The following is a 14,519-nucleotide window of genomic DNA, read 5'->3' on the forward strand; positions in this document are numbered from 1 at the left end:
TCAAAATAACCAAAAGGATCAGATTATGGCAGCTGACTCGGATCAGACTCTTGCCGACCTTAGCGTAGCTAACGCTGGTAACCCTGCTGCGCCCGTACCCCTGCTGGAAGTAAAAGACCTAGAGGTTAACTTTCAATCCACTACCGGTGTGGTTCCGGCGGTGCGCAAAGCCAATCTCACTCTCTACCGGGGACAGACGGTGGCGATTGTGGGGGAGTCCGGGTCTGGTAAATCTACCTTGGCCATGGCAATCATCGGACTATTGCCCGGCACCGGGAAAGTTGCCGGGGGATCCATTAAATTCGATGGTCGCGAACTGACCAGCCTGACTGAAAAAGAGATGCAACAGGTGCGGGGAGCCCAGATTGGGATGGTTCCGCAAGACCCGATGTCGAACCTGAATCCGGTTTGGAAAATCGGTTCCCAGGTGGCAGAGGCTTTGAAATATAACGAAGCTACCAAGGGCGGGAATATCCACGAGCAAGCGATGAAAGCACTGGCAGATGCAGGTCTGCCAGATGCAGAGGCACGCTCCAAGCAATATCCGCATGAGTTTTCGGGGGGTATGCGCCAACGTGCCCTCATTGCCATCGGTTTGGCGGCTGGTCCCAAACTTTTAATCGCTGATGAGCCCACTAGCGCCCTGGATGTGACTGTTCAGCGGCGCATCTTGGATCACCTGGAAAAAGAAACTCAAGATCTAGGCACATCCACCCTGTTTATCACTCACGACCTGGGACTGGCGGCGGAACGCGCCTCTCACCTGGTGGTTATGCACCGTGGTCGGGTAGTAGAATCCGGACCCGCGCGGGAAATTTTGAATGATCCCCGCCATCCCTATACCAGGCGTTTGGTTAATGCGGCGCCCTCGCTGGCTTCCCGGCGGATTGAAATCGATTATTCTCCGCAAAAAGCAGAGGAAATGCCGGACACTATTGACTCGCGCACTTCCGCAGATGTGAATCTGGCGGTGGCCGCATCTAAGGATTCCGGGAAAAAGGTGATGGGCACCAATGTCTTGGGAGAACCCTTAGAAAAACACCTTGGTGACGAGGTGATTCGGGTCGAGCATCTGGTTAAAGAGTTTGATATTCGGGGGCAAAAGGGAAAGAAGAAGACCTTCCGGGCAGTGGATGACGTGTCTTTTCAGGTGCGCCGGGGTTCGACTTTGGCATTGGTAGGGGAGTCTGGCTCCGGTAAATCTACGGTTGCCAATATGATATTGAACCTGCTGGATCCCACCTCGGGGAAGGTTTATTACGAGGGAATCGACCTGTCCACTTTGCGACGTAAGCAGCTATTTGCGCTTTGCCGCAAGATGCAGGTGGTTTTCCAGAATCCTTACGGATCCCTAGATCCCATGTTCTCGGTTTATCGCTGCATTGAAGAGCCGCTGCGCACCCACCACATCGGGGATCGCGCCAAGCGAGAAAAGCGGGTAGCAGATTTGCTGGATATGGTGGCGCTGCCCCGCAGCGCTATGCGGCGTTTCCCAAATGAGCTGTCTGGTGGTCAACGGCAAAGGGTAGCGATTGCTCGCGCCTTGGCGCTGCGCCCAGAACTGGTAGTGCTGGACGAAGCAGTTTCCGCTTTGGATGTGCTGGTACAGGATCAGATTCTGCATTTGCTTAATGAGTTGCAAGGACGGCTCGGACTGACCTATTTGTTTATCACCCACGATTTAGCGGTCGTGCGTGAAAACGCTGACGATATCGCGGTGATGGAGCAGGGCAAACTGGTTGAGTACGGCAAAGCTGACGATATCTTCGCCAATCCCCAAAAGGAATACACTCGCGAACTTATCGAAGCCGTCCCCGGTGGCGATTTACTCAAGGCTCGCACCGGATACCAGGTCGAATAATCTGCTTTTTCCGGCAGGTTTCTGCCGAGAAAACCGGGCAGACTCGAAAGCCCGGGTGCTTTATACCTAAAAGCTGGCAGCTCCAAAACGTTTTGCACTTTGAGATGAGGATAGGCGTTTAAAAGGTTCCGTTAGGTGCTCTGTTAAACTCGAGGTATCTTGCAGGTTCGACCTAGAGAAAGATTCCCAATGAAGCTGAAGAAAACGCTATTAATGCTAACCGGCCTGGTAATGGCCCTATCGCTTTCCGCATGTGCAGGAGGCTCAGGCTCCGCAGATGCGGTAAAAGCTAAAGGTGATGACTTCACCGTAGGCTTTGACGCCAACTTTCCGCCCTATGGATATAAAGATAAAAGCGGTGAATATGTAGGTTTCGACTTGGATCTTGCTGCCGAGGTGGCCAAACGCAACGACTGGAAACTGCAAAAGCGGGCAATTGATTGGGATTCTAAAGATATGGAACTCAAGTCGGGTACCATCGACTGCATTTGGAATGGGTTCACCATGAACGGGCGGGAAAAGCAATACACTTTTTCGAAACCGTATGTAGATAACTCGATTGTGTTCGTTACTAAAGCCGGATCGGGGATTAATTCCACTGCAGATTTGAAAGGCAAAACCGTGCTGGTACAGGTAGATTCTTCCGGTCTGGCCGCGCTGCAAGATAAGAAGAACGCGGATTTGGTAGCCAGCTTCAAGGAATTAACCCAGGTCCCGGACTACAATAACGCGTTTATGACCCTAGAGGCGGGAGCTGCAGATGCGGTTGCAGTAGATATTGGGGTAGCGGATTACCAACTGGAGCAACGCGGGAAAGACAAATTCCAGATTATGGAACCGCCCTTCCATACCGAGCAGTACGGCATCGGTTTTAAGAAGGGTAACCAAGCCTTGCGTGACCAGGTGCAAAAGACCTTGGACGAAATGAAGAAAGACGGCACTTTCCTGAAGATCGCTAAGAAGTACCAGCTAGAAAAAGCGATTGTTACTGATTAGTTCACTGCGTAAAACATGACACGCTAACGCAGGGAGCTTAGGGGTAATGGATTTATCGTTCTTGCCGGAACTAGCCGGCGGTATGCTACAAACCTTCATCATCTTCGCGCTCACCCTAGTTTTATCGCTGCCCCTTGGGCTGGTGGTTTACGGCGGGAGAGTGAGCCGTTTTAAGCCGCTGGCCTGGTTTATACAGTTCTATATCTCGGTTATGCGGGGTACCCCCTTAATGCTGCAGCTGCTGGTGGTGTATTTCGGTCCCTTCTTCCTCTTTGGAATGGAAATTGGAGCGGCCTACCGTTTTAGCGCCGTGATTATTGCTTTCGCGATTAACTACGCGGCCTATTTTGCGGAAATCTACCGCGGCGGTTTCCAAGCGATTCCGGTGGGGCAGTCGGAGGCCGCCTTTGTCCTGGGCTATTCCCCGGCGCGCACTTTCCTGACCATCAAGTTGCCGCAAATGTTTCGTACGGTGTTACCTTCGATCACTAACGAGGTAATCACCCTGGTAAAAGATACTTCCTTAGCTTTTGCGATTGCCTACGCAGAGATGTTTACGATTGCGAAGCAACAGGCCGCCGCCAGTGCTTCTATGCTTCCCTTTGTGGCAGCCGGGATCTTCTACTGGGTGTTTAACCTGGTGGTAGCGGTAGTGATGGAACGGATTGAAAAACGCATGGGAAGCTACAAGATTAGGTGAAATTATGGAAGCACTAAAAGTCACCGGTATGGAAAAAAGTTTTGGCACTAATCAGGTGCTGAAAGGGGTGTCCCTGACTGTCAATACCGGTGAAGTGCTAGCAATTCTGGGGCCTTCAGGTTCTGGAAAATCTACGCTTTTGCGTTGCTGCACTTTCTTAGAAGAAATGGATAGCGGAGAAATCTGCTATTTCGGGAAGCAGGCGTTAAAGAAAGAGGACGGAGTCAAGGTTTCCTCTGGTGACGAGCGTGAGTTTCGGCGCGACTTTGGGTTGGTTTTCCAAGACTTTAACTTATTTCCACACTGGACAGTGCTGCGAAATCTCACTGATGCCCCGATAAAGGTACAGGGAAAAGGACACGAAGAAGCCCAAGAAACAGCGCTGCAACTGTTGAAAAGAATGAACCTAGCCGATAAGGGGCAGGCCTACCCCTCTGAGCTATCCGGTGGTCAGCAACAGCGGGTAGCCATTGCCCGGGCGTTAGCGTTAAAACCCAGGATGCTGTATTTCGATGAGCCCACTTCGGCCTTAGATCCGGAACTAACCGGAGAAATCCTACAGATCATTCGCTCTTTGGCAGCGGAGGATATGACGATGGTAATCGTGACTCACGAAATGGAGTTCGCTGCCGAAGTCGCTGATCGCGCCCTCTTTATCGATAACGGGGTGGTATTGGAATCTGGGGATGCCAAGCAGCTAATCCGCAATCCTTCCCAGGACCGTACCCGCCAGTTCCTAAATAAACTACGCGGACAAAATTCCTCTGGTATTTAGTATTCCCCGGACTCAGCAGGTTTTAGGCAAGGAGATAGCAAGGTGAGTGAACCTAAAGATAGCAATCAAGAAAATCTGCCGCAAAACCCGGATTTGGCCTCCCCAGCTGGCAGCGATTACCCGGTAGTTTATCCTCCCGATCCGCCGACTGTGCCCTTCGCGCCAGTGCCTGCCCCCGGGCAAGGACAACCCGGGGATTATTCCTATCCGGGAGGATACCCGCCCGCACCTTCTGCTTACCCGGGCGCCTATCCGACCCCGGGAGTAAATCAGGCAGCACCGGTTCCACCTAGTTATTCGGGCAACCCCGGTTTTTCTCCGCAGCCAAATTTCGTGCAGAACCCTCCCTATCCGCCGGAACCGCCTGCTCCCTATCCCTCAAACAGTCAGTTCCCTCCGGTACCTCCCCAGCGAAAAAAACCGGGAAAAAACGCTGTAATCATGATGTTGGTTGCCTTAGTCGTGGTGTTGGTAGCGGCGTTGACTCTGGGCGGTATCTGGGTGTACCGGCAGCATTCCACTTCTGCTTTAGAAAATGGAATTGTGCCTACTGTAACTAAAACAGTAGTGGTGATAAAAAAGGTGGAGATACCGGAAGATGCTGCCAGTGATGCCCCGGAAAATCCCCTCTGGTATCCGCTTAGAATAGATGATCGCTACACATTGGTAATTTGGTATAAATTTACGAATCAGCAGCTTAAAGGGCTGAGCTACCAGGCGGTTTCGAGTGAAAATGGCAAAAAAGTTGCTATTGCCGATACCGGAATAACTCTGCCGGTGAAAGACGGGGAAAATCTGCCGAAATGCCCAGATTCCCAACGCTACCAGATAAAAGATAAAACCTTACAGTGCGCTGCAGTAAAAACAGTTAAAAAGGATAGTTTTTCTATTCCCCAAGCCGGGAAAGAGAGCGGCGACAAAGATTCCTCCTCCACCGCTAAAGACAGCACCGATAGCGTAAGCGGAGAAACCCTGGGCACGGTGGGCAATGTCCGGATAGTCGCCTCCCCTTCCGCGTTGCAGACTAATACCATTTTCGGGATAGATTCGGACGATAACTTGCTTTGGTCAAAAACTTTAAAGCAACCCGGACGCAGCGTTTTATCCGGTGAAAAACTCTCGATTTTTAACTGGAACGAGGACGGTAAAGTTACCAACACCATCTACATTGGAGCTAAGAACGCCGATAAGTCAGACAGCAGCTCCGCTGGCGCCACTACCAAGAAAGATGCCATCAAGAGTTTTGATTTCGCCAATACCCAATGGTCGCTGCCACGCAAATATAGCTCTCCAGAGTGCCAAATCTATCATGAAGATAAAAAGAGCGAATGTGCCCAACGCGAAAACTACCAGTTTGAGGACGGGAAGTATTTTCTCACTAGTGAGCAGGAGCAACAGATAAAGCAGGAGTTGGATATCGACAGTTCAACTCATGAAACCGATCCCATCCACCGGCTGTGGTACGGGCAGGTGGATGAGGATAATAATCCTACCGGAGATTACAGTGTCGAATATCTAGATATCAATGATGATGGATACTTGGATGCGGTCGTGCCGGTGGTTTCTATATCACCTTTCAATAGCCAAATGGATATTTCTTTTAGCTATTACGTCTGGGTAATGAATCCCGTTACCGGGGTGCCAGAGCAAACAAATACTCCGATTTATTTCGGGGGTCGTTGTTCTGAAACTTATGAGAACGTGGAAATCAAAAAAGATGGAGCTACTCCACGACTAATCGTAAATACCATGACCTGGGGCGGGGATCCTTGCTGCGGATGTGATCGGGATGTTCCCAAACAACGCAGCACCTGGCATTATGATGCCAAGCGTCACGACATGGTGTGTGACCAGGATGATGGCGATAAAGTCGATGGCTAGAGCAGGCGAGCTCTTAGCACCCTCGGAATCCCTAAGTCCGTAGCTAACAGCCGGGTAGCTTCGCAGCTATTTGAGTTACCAGGTTTAGCTAGTCTGCTTGTACCTGCGCCATCCAGGCTTCTACGTCCTCAATAGTGCGGGGGATATCTTCCGACAAGCGGCGTACGCTGCCATCAGCTTCCACTAGCACATCGTCCTCAATCCTCGCTCCGATGCCGCGCAGTTCCTCGGGTAAGAGTTGATCGTCCTGGTGGAAATAAAGACCGGGCTCAATGGTGAAACACATTCCTGGCTCTAGCAGGGCGTCCATATACATATCCCGGGCAGCTAAGGCACAATCATGGACGTCTAGCCCTAAGTGGTGGGAGACCCCATGTGGCATCCAGCGCCGGTATTCCCCGCCGTCCTTTGACAGGGTCTGCTCGGCACTTACTGGCAGCACCCCCCAGGCATCCAAGTGTTTAACTAAAGCCGCTACTGCCGCATCATGTACATCTTTAAACTTGCATCCGGGTTTATTTGCTTGCGCTAAGCCCGCTTCACAGGCATCGAGTACCGCGTTATAGACCTTGGCCTGCACCGGGTTGAACTTGCCATTTACCGGCAGGGTGCGGGTGATATCCGCGGTATAGAGAGAATCAGCTTCCACTCCGGCATCAATTAAAATCAGGTCGCCTTCGCGTACTGGACCGTCATTGTCAATCCAGTGCAAAGTATTTGCGTGATTACCCGAGGCCGCGATGGTGTCATATCCCAGACCGTTGCCTTCTTCGCGGGCTCGAGCCTGGAAGGCTCCTTCTATTACCCGTTCGCCGCGGTGGTGCTGGGTTGCGCGCGGCAGCGCCCTAATCATGGCTTCAAACCCCGATTTAGTAACCGCAATCGCGTGTTCTAGTTCTTTGACTTCGGCTGCATCTTTTTGCAGGCGCAGCACTGAGGCGGCCTCTTCGAGTTTTTCGTCCAGGCCTCGCGCGTCCTCTCCAGTTGGCAACCCGGCTTCGCTACGTACTTTTTCTACCGCCGCCTGCAGGGAAGTATCGACTTCGCGAATTACTCGCAACTGCACTAGACCAGCGTCTTTAGCCAGTTGATCGGGCAGAGTATCTAGGGGGCGCGCCTCCAGTCCAGTCACCGCTTCCATCTGCGAAAGCGTCATCCGTGGTCCCACCCAAAACTCGCCATAGGTGGAGTCGGCATAAAATTCTTCGCTACTGCGCGGAGCTTGGGGACGGAAAAATACGATCCCGCGATGGGTGGCTGCGCCGGTATTTTCGGGGGCGTTCTCTAGGGGCGTGCCTTCTTTATCGGTGAGCGGTTCCAGGACTAGAGCCGCGTCGGGTTCTAGTTCCCCGCCCAATCCGGTCAGATGAGCAAATGCGGAGTGTGCCCGGAAACGATAGTCGCAATCATTGGAGCGTACCTTGTAGTTCCCGGCCGGAATCACTAGGCGTTCCCCTCGGAACTGGGCACCTAGTTTTTGATAACGAGCAGCGAGGAAGTCTCGAGCGTGACTGGGAATAGGATCGGGATCTTTGCGTTCCCCCCAGCCGCTGCCAATAAATTCCCGAAAAGCGGGGGTGCCGATGCGGCGAGAACGGTTATTTACCCGGTCTTTTAAGGGTTGATCTTCTGCTGCTGCTATTTTTTCTTCCATACTTCCATCATGCCATGGTGACTTAAAATAGTCCTATGGCGGTTGCGCGGATTGATTTACATACTCATTCTTCCTGTTCAGATGGCACTGATGCCCCTGCGGAGTTAATGACACTGGCCGCGCGTGCGGGTTTAGACGCTATCGCTCTCACCGATCATGACACCTTTGCGGGGATAGCTGACGCCAGCAAAATGGTTCCAGAATGTGGAGTTACCCTGATTCCAGGGGTGGAGATATCTACCTCCCATCAGGGAATCACTGCCCATCTGCTGGCCTATTTGCCTGATCTTAACAGCCCCTCGCTTCCGGATTTATTTGAAAAAACATTACAGGCGCGCCAGCAGCGGATGCGGCAAATGGTGCAGCGTTTATCTGCAGATTTTGATATTTCTTATCAGGAGGTTGCCCAGCAGGCTGGCTCGAGCCCCATCGGGCGACCACACGTTGCTGATGTTTTGGTGAAGGCCGGGTATTTTCCGAATCGCTCTGCCGCATTCGAGCAGGTGCTAGCTACTTCCAGTAAATACTATGTGCACTATCAGGCTCCCGATACTATCTACGCGGTCCAGCAGGTAATAAAAGCCGGGGGAGTTCCGGTTCTGGCGCATCCGCGAGCCGGCGGCCGGCAGCGCAGGTTCTTATCGGTAGGCACCATTTCTCAGCTAAAAGAGGCGGGATTATTTGCCCTGGAGGCTTTCCATCCCGAACAAAATCCGATTGAACAGGCCGAGGTTAGTGAAATAGCGAAGCTGTTGGGACTGGCAATCACCGGGTCTTCGGATTATCACGGCAGCGGCAAGCCCAATCAACTGGGACAGTGCCTCACCGATCCCGAAGTATTCGCTGAAGTCTGTGAAAAAGGAGCAGGAACACCGTTGCGTCCTTGAGAAAAGATAGGAGGGAGCTCTCACTCTCTTTATCGCCGGGGAGGGGTTGCTACTAGAGTAGAGGTCATGACAGTAACTTTTCGAGATTTTCGTCCGCAAAATATTGCTCCGGTTTCATTGGCGTCTCTAGTGGAGGGCTTTGCCACCCAAATTGATCCCGCCTGGGAGAATGTTCAGGTGCGGGGAGTGTCAATGGCTTCGGATGAGATCCTTGCGGAAGAGGCCTTTATCGCCGTAGGCGGAGCGAATGTGCATGCCGCCAAGTTTTCCGGCGAGGTAGAATCCCTGGGGGCAGCAGCGATTATTACTGATGCCAAAGGTACGGAAATCGCCAGTTCTCAAGGGCTAAAAATACCGGTGGTAACGGTAGCGGATCCGCGCGAAGCCGCCTCGCCCCTAGCAATCAGGGCTTTCGATAATCCGGCAGGGAAAATGAAAACCGTAGCGGTGACCGGAACCAATGGCAAAACCACCACTTGTTTTGCTGGCAAAGCCGCTTTTGAAGCCGCCGGTATGCCCACTATGATTCTTTCCACTGCGGAAACTCAGGTAGGGGATTTACGGATTCAATCTGCGCGCACTACATTTGAAGGTCCCATGTTGCAGAGAATCTTGGCTTACGGGGTAGAGCAGGGGATGCAGGCCGCAGTAGTGGAAGTCTCGGCCCATGCCTTGGCTTTAGGGCGAGTCGCAGGCATGAAGTTTGATGCCACTGCCTTTACCAATCTGCAGCATGATCATCTGGATTATTTTCACACCATGGAAAACTATCTGGCAGCTAAAGCGCGGCTGTGTTCTAAAGAATTTACGGATTATAGCGTGATCTGCACTGATGATAAGTGGGGGCAGCAGCTAGCTGCCAATTGCGACACCAATAAGGTGACGGTATCTGCCTACGATCCGGCGGCGCAAGCCGATTGGGTAGTAACCCGAAAAGTTAACAATATTGCCCACGCAGCCTGCGATTTTACTTTAACCGCCAAGACGGAACCGAATATTGGCCGCGAGGAAGAAATCACCGTTGCCTTGCCCGGGGAGGTTAATGTACAGGACGCCGCGATCGCCTATCTCATGGTTACCGGAATTGGGATTCCTGCGAAGGCTGCGAAAGCGGGCTTAGCGAGCCTGGCCGTTCCCGGGCGCCTGGAAATCGTCAGCCGGCGTAATGAAGGAACTCCGCTGGTGATCAATGATTACGCCCACACACCCGAGGCCTTAGCTTCGATTCTGCGCACCATGCAAGAGTTCACGCCCGGAAAACTACACCTGGTGTTCGGTACCGATGGGGATCGCGATGCCACCAAACGGGTGCCGCTAGCAAAAGTGGCTGCTCAAGAGGCAGATATGCTCTGGGTGACTGATGAAAATCCTCGTACCGAAGATGCGGAAAGTATTCGTACTCAGCTGCTATCTGGGATTAAAGAGGAACGCCCCGGGATGGAGGACGTTTGCGAGATTACTACCTGCCGGCGGGATGCAATCCGTAAAGCCATTTTGGCGGCCGGCTTGGACGACACGGTAATAATTACCGGTAAAGGCGCAGAGCCCTATCAAGAAATTGAGGGAGTTTTCCACGCTTTTAATGACACTCCCGTGGCTCGCGACTGCCTAGCTGCCTATAAGAACCGCGCTCACATTAAAGGGTAATGCCTTTAGGCTATTCCCCCTCTGCGTTTAGCGTTTCTCGAGGGTGCAGTCAGATTTCCCGCACTCTTGGGCGGGCTCATCCCTACTTGAAGTGGCTATTCTGATACCAAGTCAAAGTCGTAGCTGGCACCATCATCTAAGGTATGGCCTACGGTGCAGTATTTATCGATTGCTTCTTGGGATTTTTGTCGCAGCTGTGCTACTTGCTCCTGGCTGAGAATAGATAGATCAGCCACCATTTCTACTGTCAGATGCGAATACGAATCACGGCGGTCATCTTTATCAGCAGCTACCCCCACGGCGGCCTCAAAATCCTTCCCTAAAGCGGCAGCGAATACGTGATCGGCGGAAAAAGTGTGGCAGGTAGCCAGTGCCAGTTGCAGCAGCTCCCCGGGAGTGAACTGGTTTTCGCCCATTCCTATTTCTACTGTTGCGCCCCGCTCATTTTGTCCTACGTAGTGCTTCTTGCCTTTTCGCTGTGCCCACAGAATCTTACTCATGCCTATATTCTGACAGGAAAAAGCAGTACGTGCAGCCAAGATAAAAAATCCTGCAACCTTTTGGTTACAGGATCTTCCTTAGTAGCGGGGGCTGGATTTGAACCAACGACCTCCGGGTTATGAGCCCGGCGAGCTACCGAACTGCTCCACCCCGCGTCGGCTTGTCTATGGTAAGCAGGCGAGGCGGATAAACGCAAAAAAATTCACTGTCGAAGAGGTCACGTTGGAAAGCTACGAGCCTAAAAGGGCAGTTCAAGGGGGAATATGCGAAAAAGACAGCGCCAATTAAGGCTATAAAAACTGGCAGGTGGAGATTAATATCGGGGCAATAACCGTAGAGATTAAAGAAACGGTTATTTTATAGCGCCCGCAAGACAGTAACGACTTTTCCTAAAATAGTGGCATTGTCACCGGGAATCGGGTCAAATGTCGGGTTGTGGGGGAGGAGCCAAATATGTCCCTCGCGACGTGCCAGGGTTTTCACCGTGGCTTCGCCATCGATCATGGCGGCGACGATTTCACCGAGTTCTGCCACGTTTTGGCGGCGCACAATCACCCAGTCGCCATCGCAGATGGCGGCCTCGATCATAGAGTCACCGTGCACCTTGAGCATAAAGAGTTCGCCGTCTCCGGTAAAACGGGTAGGGATAGTGAAAACGTCCTCTATATCTTGTTGCGCATCAATGGGGGTACCGGCGGCGATTTGTCCAACCAAAGGAACCGCATGATGGTTTAGGGGGGTTACTTCCCCTAGTTGTGCAGGTGCTGAGGCAGGAGCCGGTTCACTGGACGAAAGTACCGAAAATTGCGGGTTGACCTCGAGGGCGCGACTGCGTCCAGCGGCGCGCACCAGGAAACCCTGGCTGACTAAATTGTCCAGGTGATGTTTGACCGTTGAGGAAGAAGAAAGACCCACTGCAGTCGCAATCTCCCGTACTGAGGGTGGATAGCCTTGAGCCCGAATCCCGGCACAGACCGCTTCGAAAATAGAGCGTGCGCGCGGACGTAAAGTTCCTATATCTAAGACGTGATCTTGCTGTTTGCTCATGTTCCCTCCCACTAATAACTCGATCATAAGAAATTGTGACCCATTATGCAAACATTTGTTCGATAAATTTGCATTTTTCGCTTGATTTCCTGATGTCTACTCGCTACTATATCAAACAGATGTTCGACGAACGTTTGTTCGAGAAAGGTGTAGCCATGTCCACACAGCTTTCCTTTGATTTGGAAGAACTCGCTCAAAAGCGGGTAGTGGGATTGGGGGACTACCAGTTGCTAAAGCAGGCAGCGGTAAAACCCTCGCGTCCCCGTCTGCAATTGGTGGACGCCACCTATATAGAACGTGCACGGGCAAAGACCCGGCATCCTGCGGGCTCAAAATTGCCTTGCCCGCCCGCCGTCGGTAGGGAGAACCGTACGGCAGGAGCGGCAGCAGCTTTTGACTCGCTTCCACAGTGGGCGCGCCGGACGCCTCACGCTGATAGCGATCACTCCGTTTCTTTGGCAGCGGTTCCTCCCGTTGCTAGGGTGGAACAGCTATCGGCGGTGCGGCGTCCGGCTCCCCAAAAGGCTATTCCTCGCGGCGCCCCGGTTCCCGCGATTAGTGGCCGGTTAGCCAAAGTTTCTTTAGTCCTGCTTTTTGCTGCCGGGGCACTTATTGCCGGTGCTGGGATCGGAAGTTTTTGGGATTCTGTGACCTCCAGTAACGGGGAAATTTCACAGGTGTCGGAGGTCGGCGCCTCTGCAGGTAACAGTGCTTCGTCGGCCGATCTACTTCTAGGGCAGTAAGCGGATTACTGCTCGCGAAGTCCGACCCACAGTTTTTTCCGGGTCTAGGCGGGTACTTTTTAAGTCTGATTTATAGTTTCGTCATCGCCGTTCTGAGGGCATTGGTGCGAGAGTGTCATATGTTGCGATAAGCTAGACCTCCAGGTTGTTTATTCATGGGGGAAGCCTTGCACTGTCCGTTCTGTCATAACGATGATTCCCGGGTGATTGATTCACGCACTGCTGAAGACGGGAATGCTATCCGGCGACGTCGGGAGTGTACCTCCTGTAATAAACGATTTACCACCATAGAGTCTGCGGCTCTTTCAGTACGCAAGCGTTCGGGGATTCTGGAGCCTTTTTCGCGCGAAAAAGTAGTTAGCGGAGTAAAAAAAGCCTGCCAAGGGCGCCCAGTTAGCAACGATGACCTCGCAAAGTTAGCGCAGCAGGTAGAAGAAGACCTGCGGGCTACTGGGAAATCCCAAATCGATAGCCATTCGATTGGACGCGCTATCCTCAGGCCACTTAGAGAACTCGACGTGGTCGCCTATTTACGTTTCGCTTCGGTATATTCCTCATTCGATGATCTGGATGATTTCCAGGCCGCCATCGACGAAATCCGAGCGGAGCAAAATGAAGCTAGCTCAGAGACAAAACCCGCAGACCGATAGCCTCCGGCATTGAACGGATCTCGGCTACCGCCGAGACCGGAAGCTCAGAAGCAATATCGGTCAGTGCGTAGCCAACTTCCCCTTCCGTTCCCAGGATCTGGCCGTTAATATTTACGTTTTGATCCGCAAAAACCTGGTTAACCCGACCGAGAACACCAGGAATGTTGCGGTGTAAAAATGCCAGACGATACAGAGAATTATCGTGGGTCGAAAGATTTAGATTCGGCATATTAACGCTCATCTCAGTGCTACCCAAACGCCAGTAGTCAGCGATTTTATGCGACACGAACTGCCCAATATCGAACTGGGCTTCCAAAGTGGAGCCCCCGATATGCGGGGTCAAAATAGTGTTTGGCAGCCCTAGAAGCGGGGAGTGGAACTCGTTTCCATTCTTCTTCGGTTCTTCGGGATAAACATCTATCGCAGCTCCCGAAATCTTCCCGGAACGTATATTTTCTGCGAGGGCGTCCACGTCTACTACTAAACCGCGCGACAGGTTAATGAAGATTGCGCCCTCTTTCATTAGTTCAAACTGGCGTTTCCCGATTAGACCGTCATTGGATTTGCGTCCGTCGACGTGAACCGAAATAAAATCGGCAGTTTTAAGTACCTGATCCATAGATGGCAAAGCCCTAGCATTGCCCATTGCTAGCCGCTGGGCGCAGTCGTAAAAGACTACGTTCATCCCCATAGCTTCGGCTAATACCGAAAGTTGAGTACCGATATTGCCGTAACCAATGATTCCTAGAGTTTTACCACGTACCTCGTGAGAACCGGAGGCGCTCTTGTTCCAGATTCCCTGCTGTAAATCTTGGTTACGGGTTTCAATATGGCGTGCCAAGTTAATAATGTGTCCGATGGCCAGTTCCACTACCGAACGGGTATTGGAATAGGGAGCGTTGAAAACGGTAACTCCGCTCTTGGTGGCAGCATCTAAATCCACTTGGTTAGTGCCAATGCAAAAACAGCCCACTACTTGCAGACGCGGGCAAGAAGAAATCACCCGCGAAGTGACGTGAGTTTTCGAGCGGATCCCCACGATATCAGCATCCTGGAGGCGCTCAATCAGGGCGTCCTCATCCAAAGAACCTTTGATCCGCTCTACTTCGATGTTGTGATTGGAAAAAACTTCATCCGCCACTTGGTGCGGATCTTCAAGTAATACTGCCTTTGTCAT

General features: G+C 52.1%; 13 protein-coding genes and 1 tRNA gene. 9 read left to right on the forward strand and 5 right to left on the reverse strand.

The window, feature by feature from the left end; translation table 11 throughout:
• The first annotated feature begins 25 nt into the window (after positions 1–25).
• The 5 genes from KO216_RS03635 (at position 26) to KO216_RS03655 (ending at position 6,213) form a co-directional block, all read left to right on the forward strand.
• Positions 26–1,861 carry a dipeptide ABC transporter ATP-binding protein gene (locus KO216_RS03635; protein WP_215524037.1) on the forward strand — a complete coding sequence of 612 codons (1,836 nt, stop codon included), beginning with the start codon at positions 26–28 and terminating at the stop codon, positions 1,859–1,861.
• A gap of 189 nt (positions 1,862–2,050) precedes the next feature.
• Positions 2,051–2,857, forward strand: coding sequence for an amino acid ABC transporter substrate-binding protein (locus KO216_RS03640; protein ID WP_215522954.1), 807 nt, complete (start codon positions 2,051–2,053; stop codon positions 2,855–2,857).
• Between the two features lie 46 nt (positions 2,858–2,903).
• On the forward strand, positions 2,904–3,557 hold the full coding sequence (locus tag KO216_RS03645) for an amino acid ABC transporter permease (protein ID WP_215522955.1): 654 nt from the start codon (positions 2,904–2,906) through the stop codon (positions 3,555–3,557).
• Positions 3,558–3,561: 4 nt separating this feature from the next.
• Positions 3,562–4,332, forward strand: a complete 771-nt coding sequence (locus KO216_RS03650; RefSeq protein ID WP_215522956.1) for an amino acid ABC transporter ATP-binding protein — start codon at positions 3,562–3,564, stop codon at positions 4,330–4,332.
• A gap of 42 nt (positions 4,333–4,374) precedes the next feature.
• Positions 4,375–6,213 (forward strand): hypothetical protein, encoded by a 1,839-nt coding sequence (locus KO216_RS03655; protein WP_215522957.1) that lies wholly within the window; start codon positions 4,375–4,377, stop codon positions 6,211–6,213.
• Between the two features lie 88 nt (positions 6,214–6,301).
• Here the strand turns inward: KO216_RS03655 and KO216_RS03660 are convergent, their stop codons facing one another.
• A complete protein-coding gene (locus KO216_RS03660) occupies positions 6,302–7,867 on the reverse strand; it encodes an aminopeptidase P family protein (RefSeq protein WP_215522958.1) in 1,566 nt (521 codons plus the stop codon).
• Between the two features lie 35 nt (positions 7,868–7,902).
• Here KO216_RS03660 and KO216_RS03665 point away from each other — a divergent pair, with 35 nt between their 5' ends.
• Together KO216_RS03665 and KO216_RS03670 are read left to right on the forward strand one after the other, a co-directional pair.
• Entirely contained in the window at positions 7,903–8,754 is an 852-nt protein-coding gene (locus tag KO216_RS03665) for a PHP domain-containing protein (RefSeq protein WP_215522959.1), read from the forward strand.
• A gap of 66 nt (positions 8,755–8,820) precedes the next feature.
• A complete protein-coding gene (locus KO216_RS03670) occupies positions 8,821–10,401 on the forward strand; it encodes a UDP-N-acetylmuramoyl-L-alanyl-D-glutamate--2,6-diaminopimelate ligase (RefSeq protein WP_215522960.1) in 1,581 nt (526 codons plus the stop codon).
• Between the two features lie 95 nt (positions 10,402–10,496).
• Here KO216_RS03670 and KO216_RS03675 read toward each other — a convergent pair whose 3' ends face one another.
• From KO216_RS03675 to lexA, 3 genes are all read right to left on the reverse strand, one after another.
• Complete coding sequence (locus KO216_RS03675) at positions 10,497–10,901, reverse strand: OsmC family protein (protein ID WP_215522961.1); 405 nt, start codon at positions 10,899–10,901, stop codon at positions 10,497–10,499.
• An 82-nt stretch (positions 10,902–10,983) separates the two neighbouring features.
• Positions 10,984–11,057 (reverse strand) — tRNA-Met (locus tag KO216_RS03680).
• Positions 11,058–11,259: 202 nt separating this feature from the next.
• Positions 11,260–11,949, reverse strand: coding sequence for a transcriptional repressor LexA (lexA, locus tag KO216_RS03685; protein ID WP_215522962.1), 690 nt, complete (start codon positions 11,947–11,949; stop codon positions 11,260–11,262).
• Positions 11,950–12,104: 155 nt separating this feature from the next.
• On the opposite strand from lexA, the gene KO216_RS03690 reads away from it, so the two are divergent.
• Positions 12,105–12,692 carry a hypothetical protein gene (locus tag KO216_RS03690; RefSeq protein ID WP_215522963.1) on the forward strand — a complete coding sequence of 196 codons (588 nt, stop codon included), beginning with the start codon at positions 12,105–12,107 and terminating at the stop codon, positions 12,690–12,692.
• Positions 12,693–12,847: 155 nt separating this feature from the next.
• Positions 12,848–13,342 (forward strand): transcriptional regulator NrdR, encoded by a 495-nt coding sequence (gene nrdR / locus KO216_RS03695; protein WP_215522964.1) that lies wholly within the window; start codon positions 12,848–12,850, stop codon positions 13,340–13,342.
• On the opposite strand, the gene serA is transcribed toward nrdR, so the two are convergent.
• Entirely contained in the window at positions 13,311–14,519 is a 1,209-nt protein-coding gene (gene serA / locus KO216_RS03700) for a phosphoglycerate dehydrogenase (protein ID WP_215522965.1), read from the reverse strand. The genes nrdR and serA overlap by 32 nt on opposite strands.

The sequence above is a fragment of the Varibaculum prostatecancerukia genome (assembly GCF_943169825.2).
In the GTDB taxonomy this organism is placed as follows: Bacteria; Actinomycetota; Actinomycetes; order Actinomycetales; family Actinomycetaceae; genus Varibaculum; species Varibaculum prostatecancerukia.

Coding starts and splice junctions, on each gene's coding strand:
- KO216_RS03640 (WP_215522954.1), top strand. CDS start 2,051: ATGAAGCTGAAGAAAACGCTATTAATGCTAACCGGCCTGGTAATGGCC.
- KO216_RS03690 (WP_215522963.1), top strand. CDS start 12,105: ATGTCCACACAGCTTTCCTTTGATTTGGAAGAACTCGCTCAAAAGCGG.
- KO216_RS03670 (WP_215522960.1), top strand. CDS start 8,821: ATGACAGTAACTTTTCGAGATTTTCGTCCGCAAAATATTGCTCCGGTT.
- KO216_RS03650 (WP_215522956.1), top strand. CDS start 3,562: ATGGAAGCACTAAAAGTCACCGGTATGGAAAAAAGTTTTGGCACTAAT.
- KO216_RS03635 (WP_215524037.1), top strand. CDS start 26: ATGGCAGCTGACTCGGATCAGACTCTTGCCGACCTTAGCGTAGCTAAC.
- nrdR (WP_215522964.1), top strand. CDS start 12,848: ATGGGGGAAGCCTTGCACTGTCCGTTCTGTCATAACGATGATTCCCGG.
- serA (WP_215522965.1), bottom strand. CDS start 14,519: ATGACAAAGGCAGTATTACTTGAAGATCCGCACCAAGTGGCGGATGAA.
- KO216_RS03645 (WP_215522955.1), top strand. CDS start 2,904: ATGGATTTATCGTTCTTGCCGGAACTAGCCGGCGGTATGCTACAAACC.
- KO216_RS03660 (WP_215522958.1), bottom strand. CDS start 7,867: ATGGAAGAAAAAATAGCAGCAGCAGAAGATCAACCCTTAAAAGACCGG.
- KO216_RS03665 (WP_215522959.1), top strand. CDS start 7,903: ATGGCGGTTGCGCGGATTGATTTACATACTCATTCTTCCTGTTCAGAT.
- lexA (WP_215522962.1), bottom strand. CDS start 11,949: ATGAGCAAACAGCAAGATCACGTCTTAGATATAGGAACTTTACGTCCG.
- KO216_RS03675 (WP_215522961.1), bottom strand. CDS start 10,901: ATGAGTAAGATTCTGTGGGCACAGCGAAAAGGCAAGAAGCACTACGTA.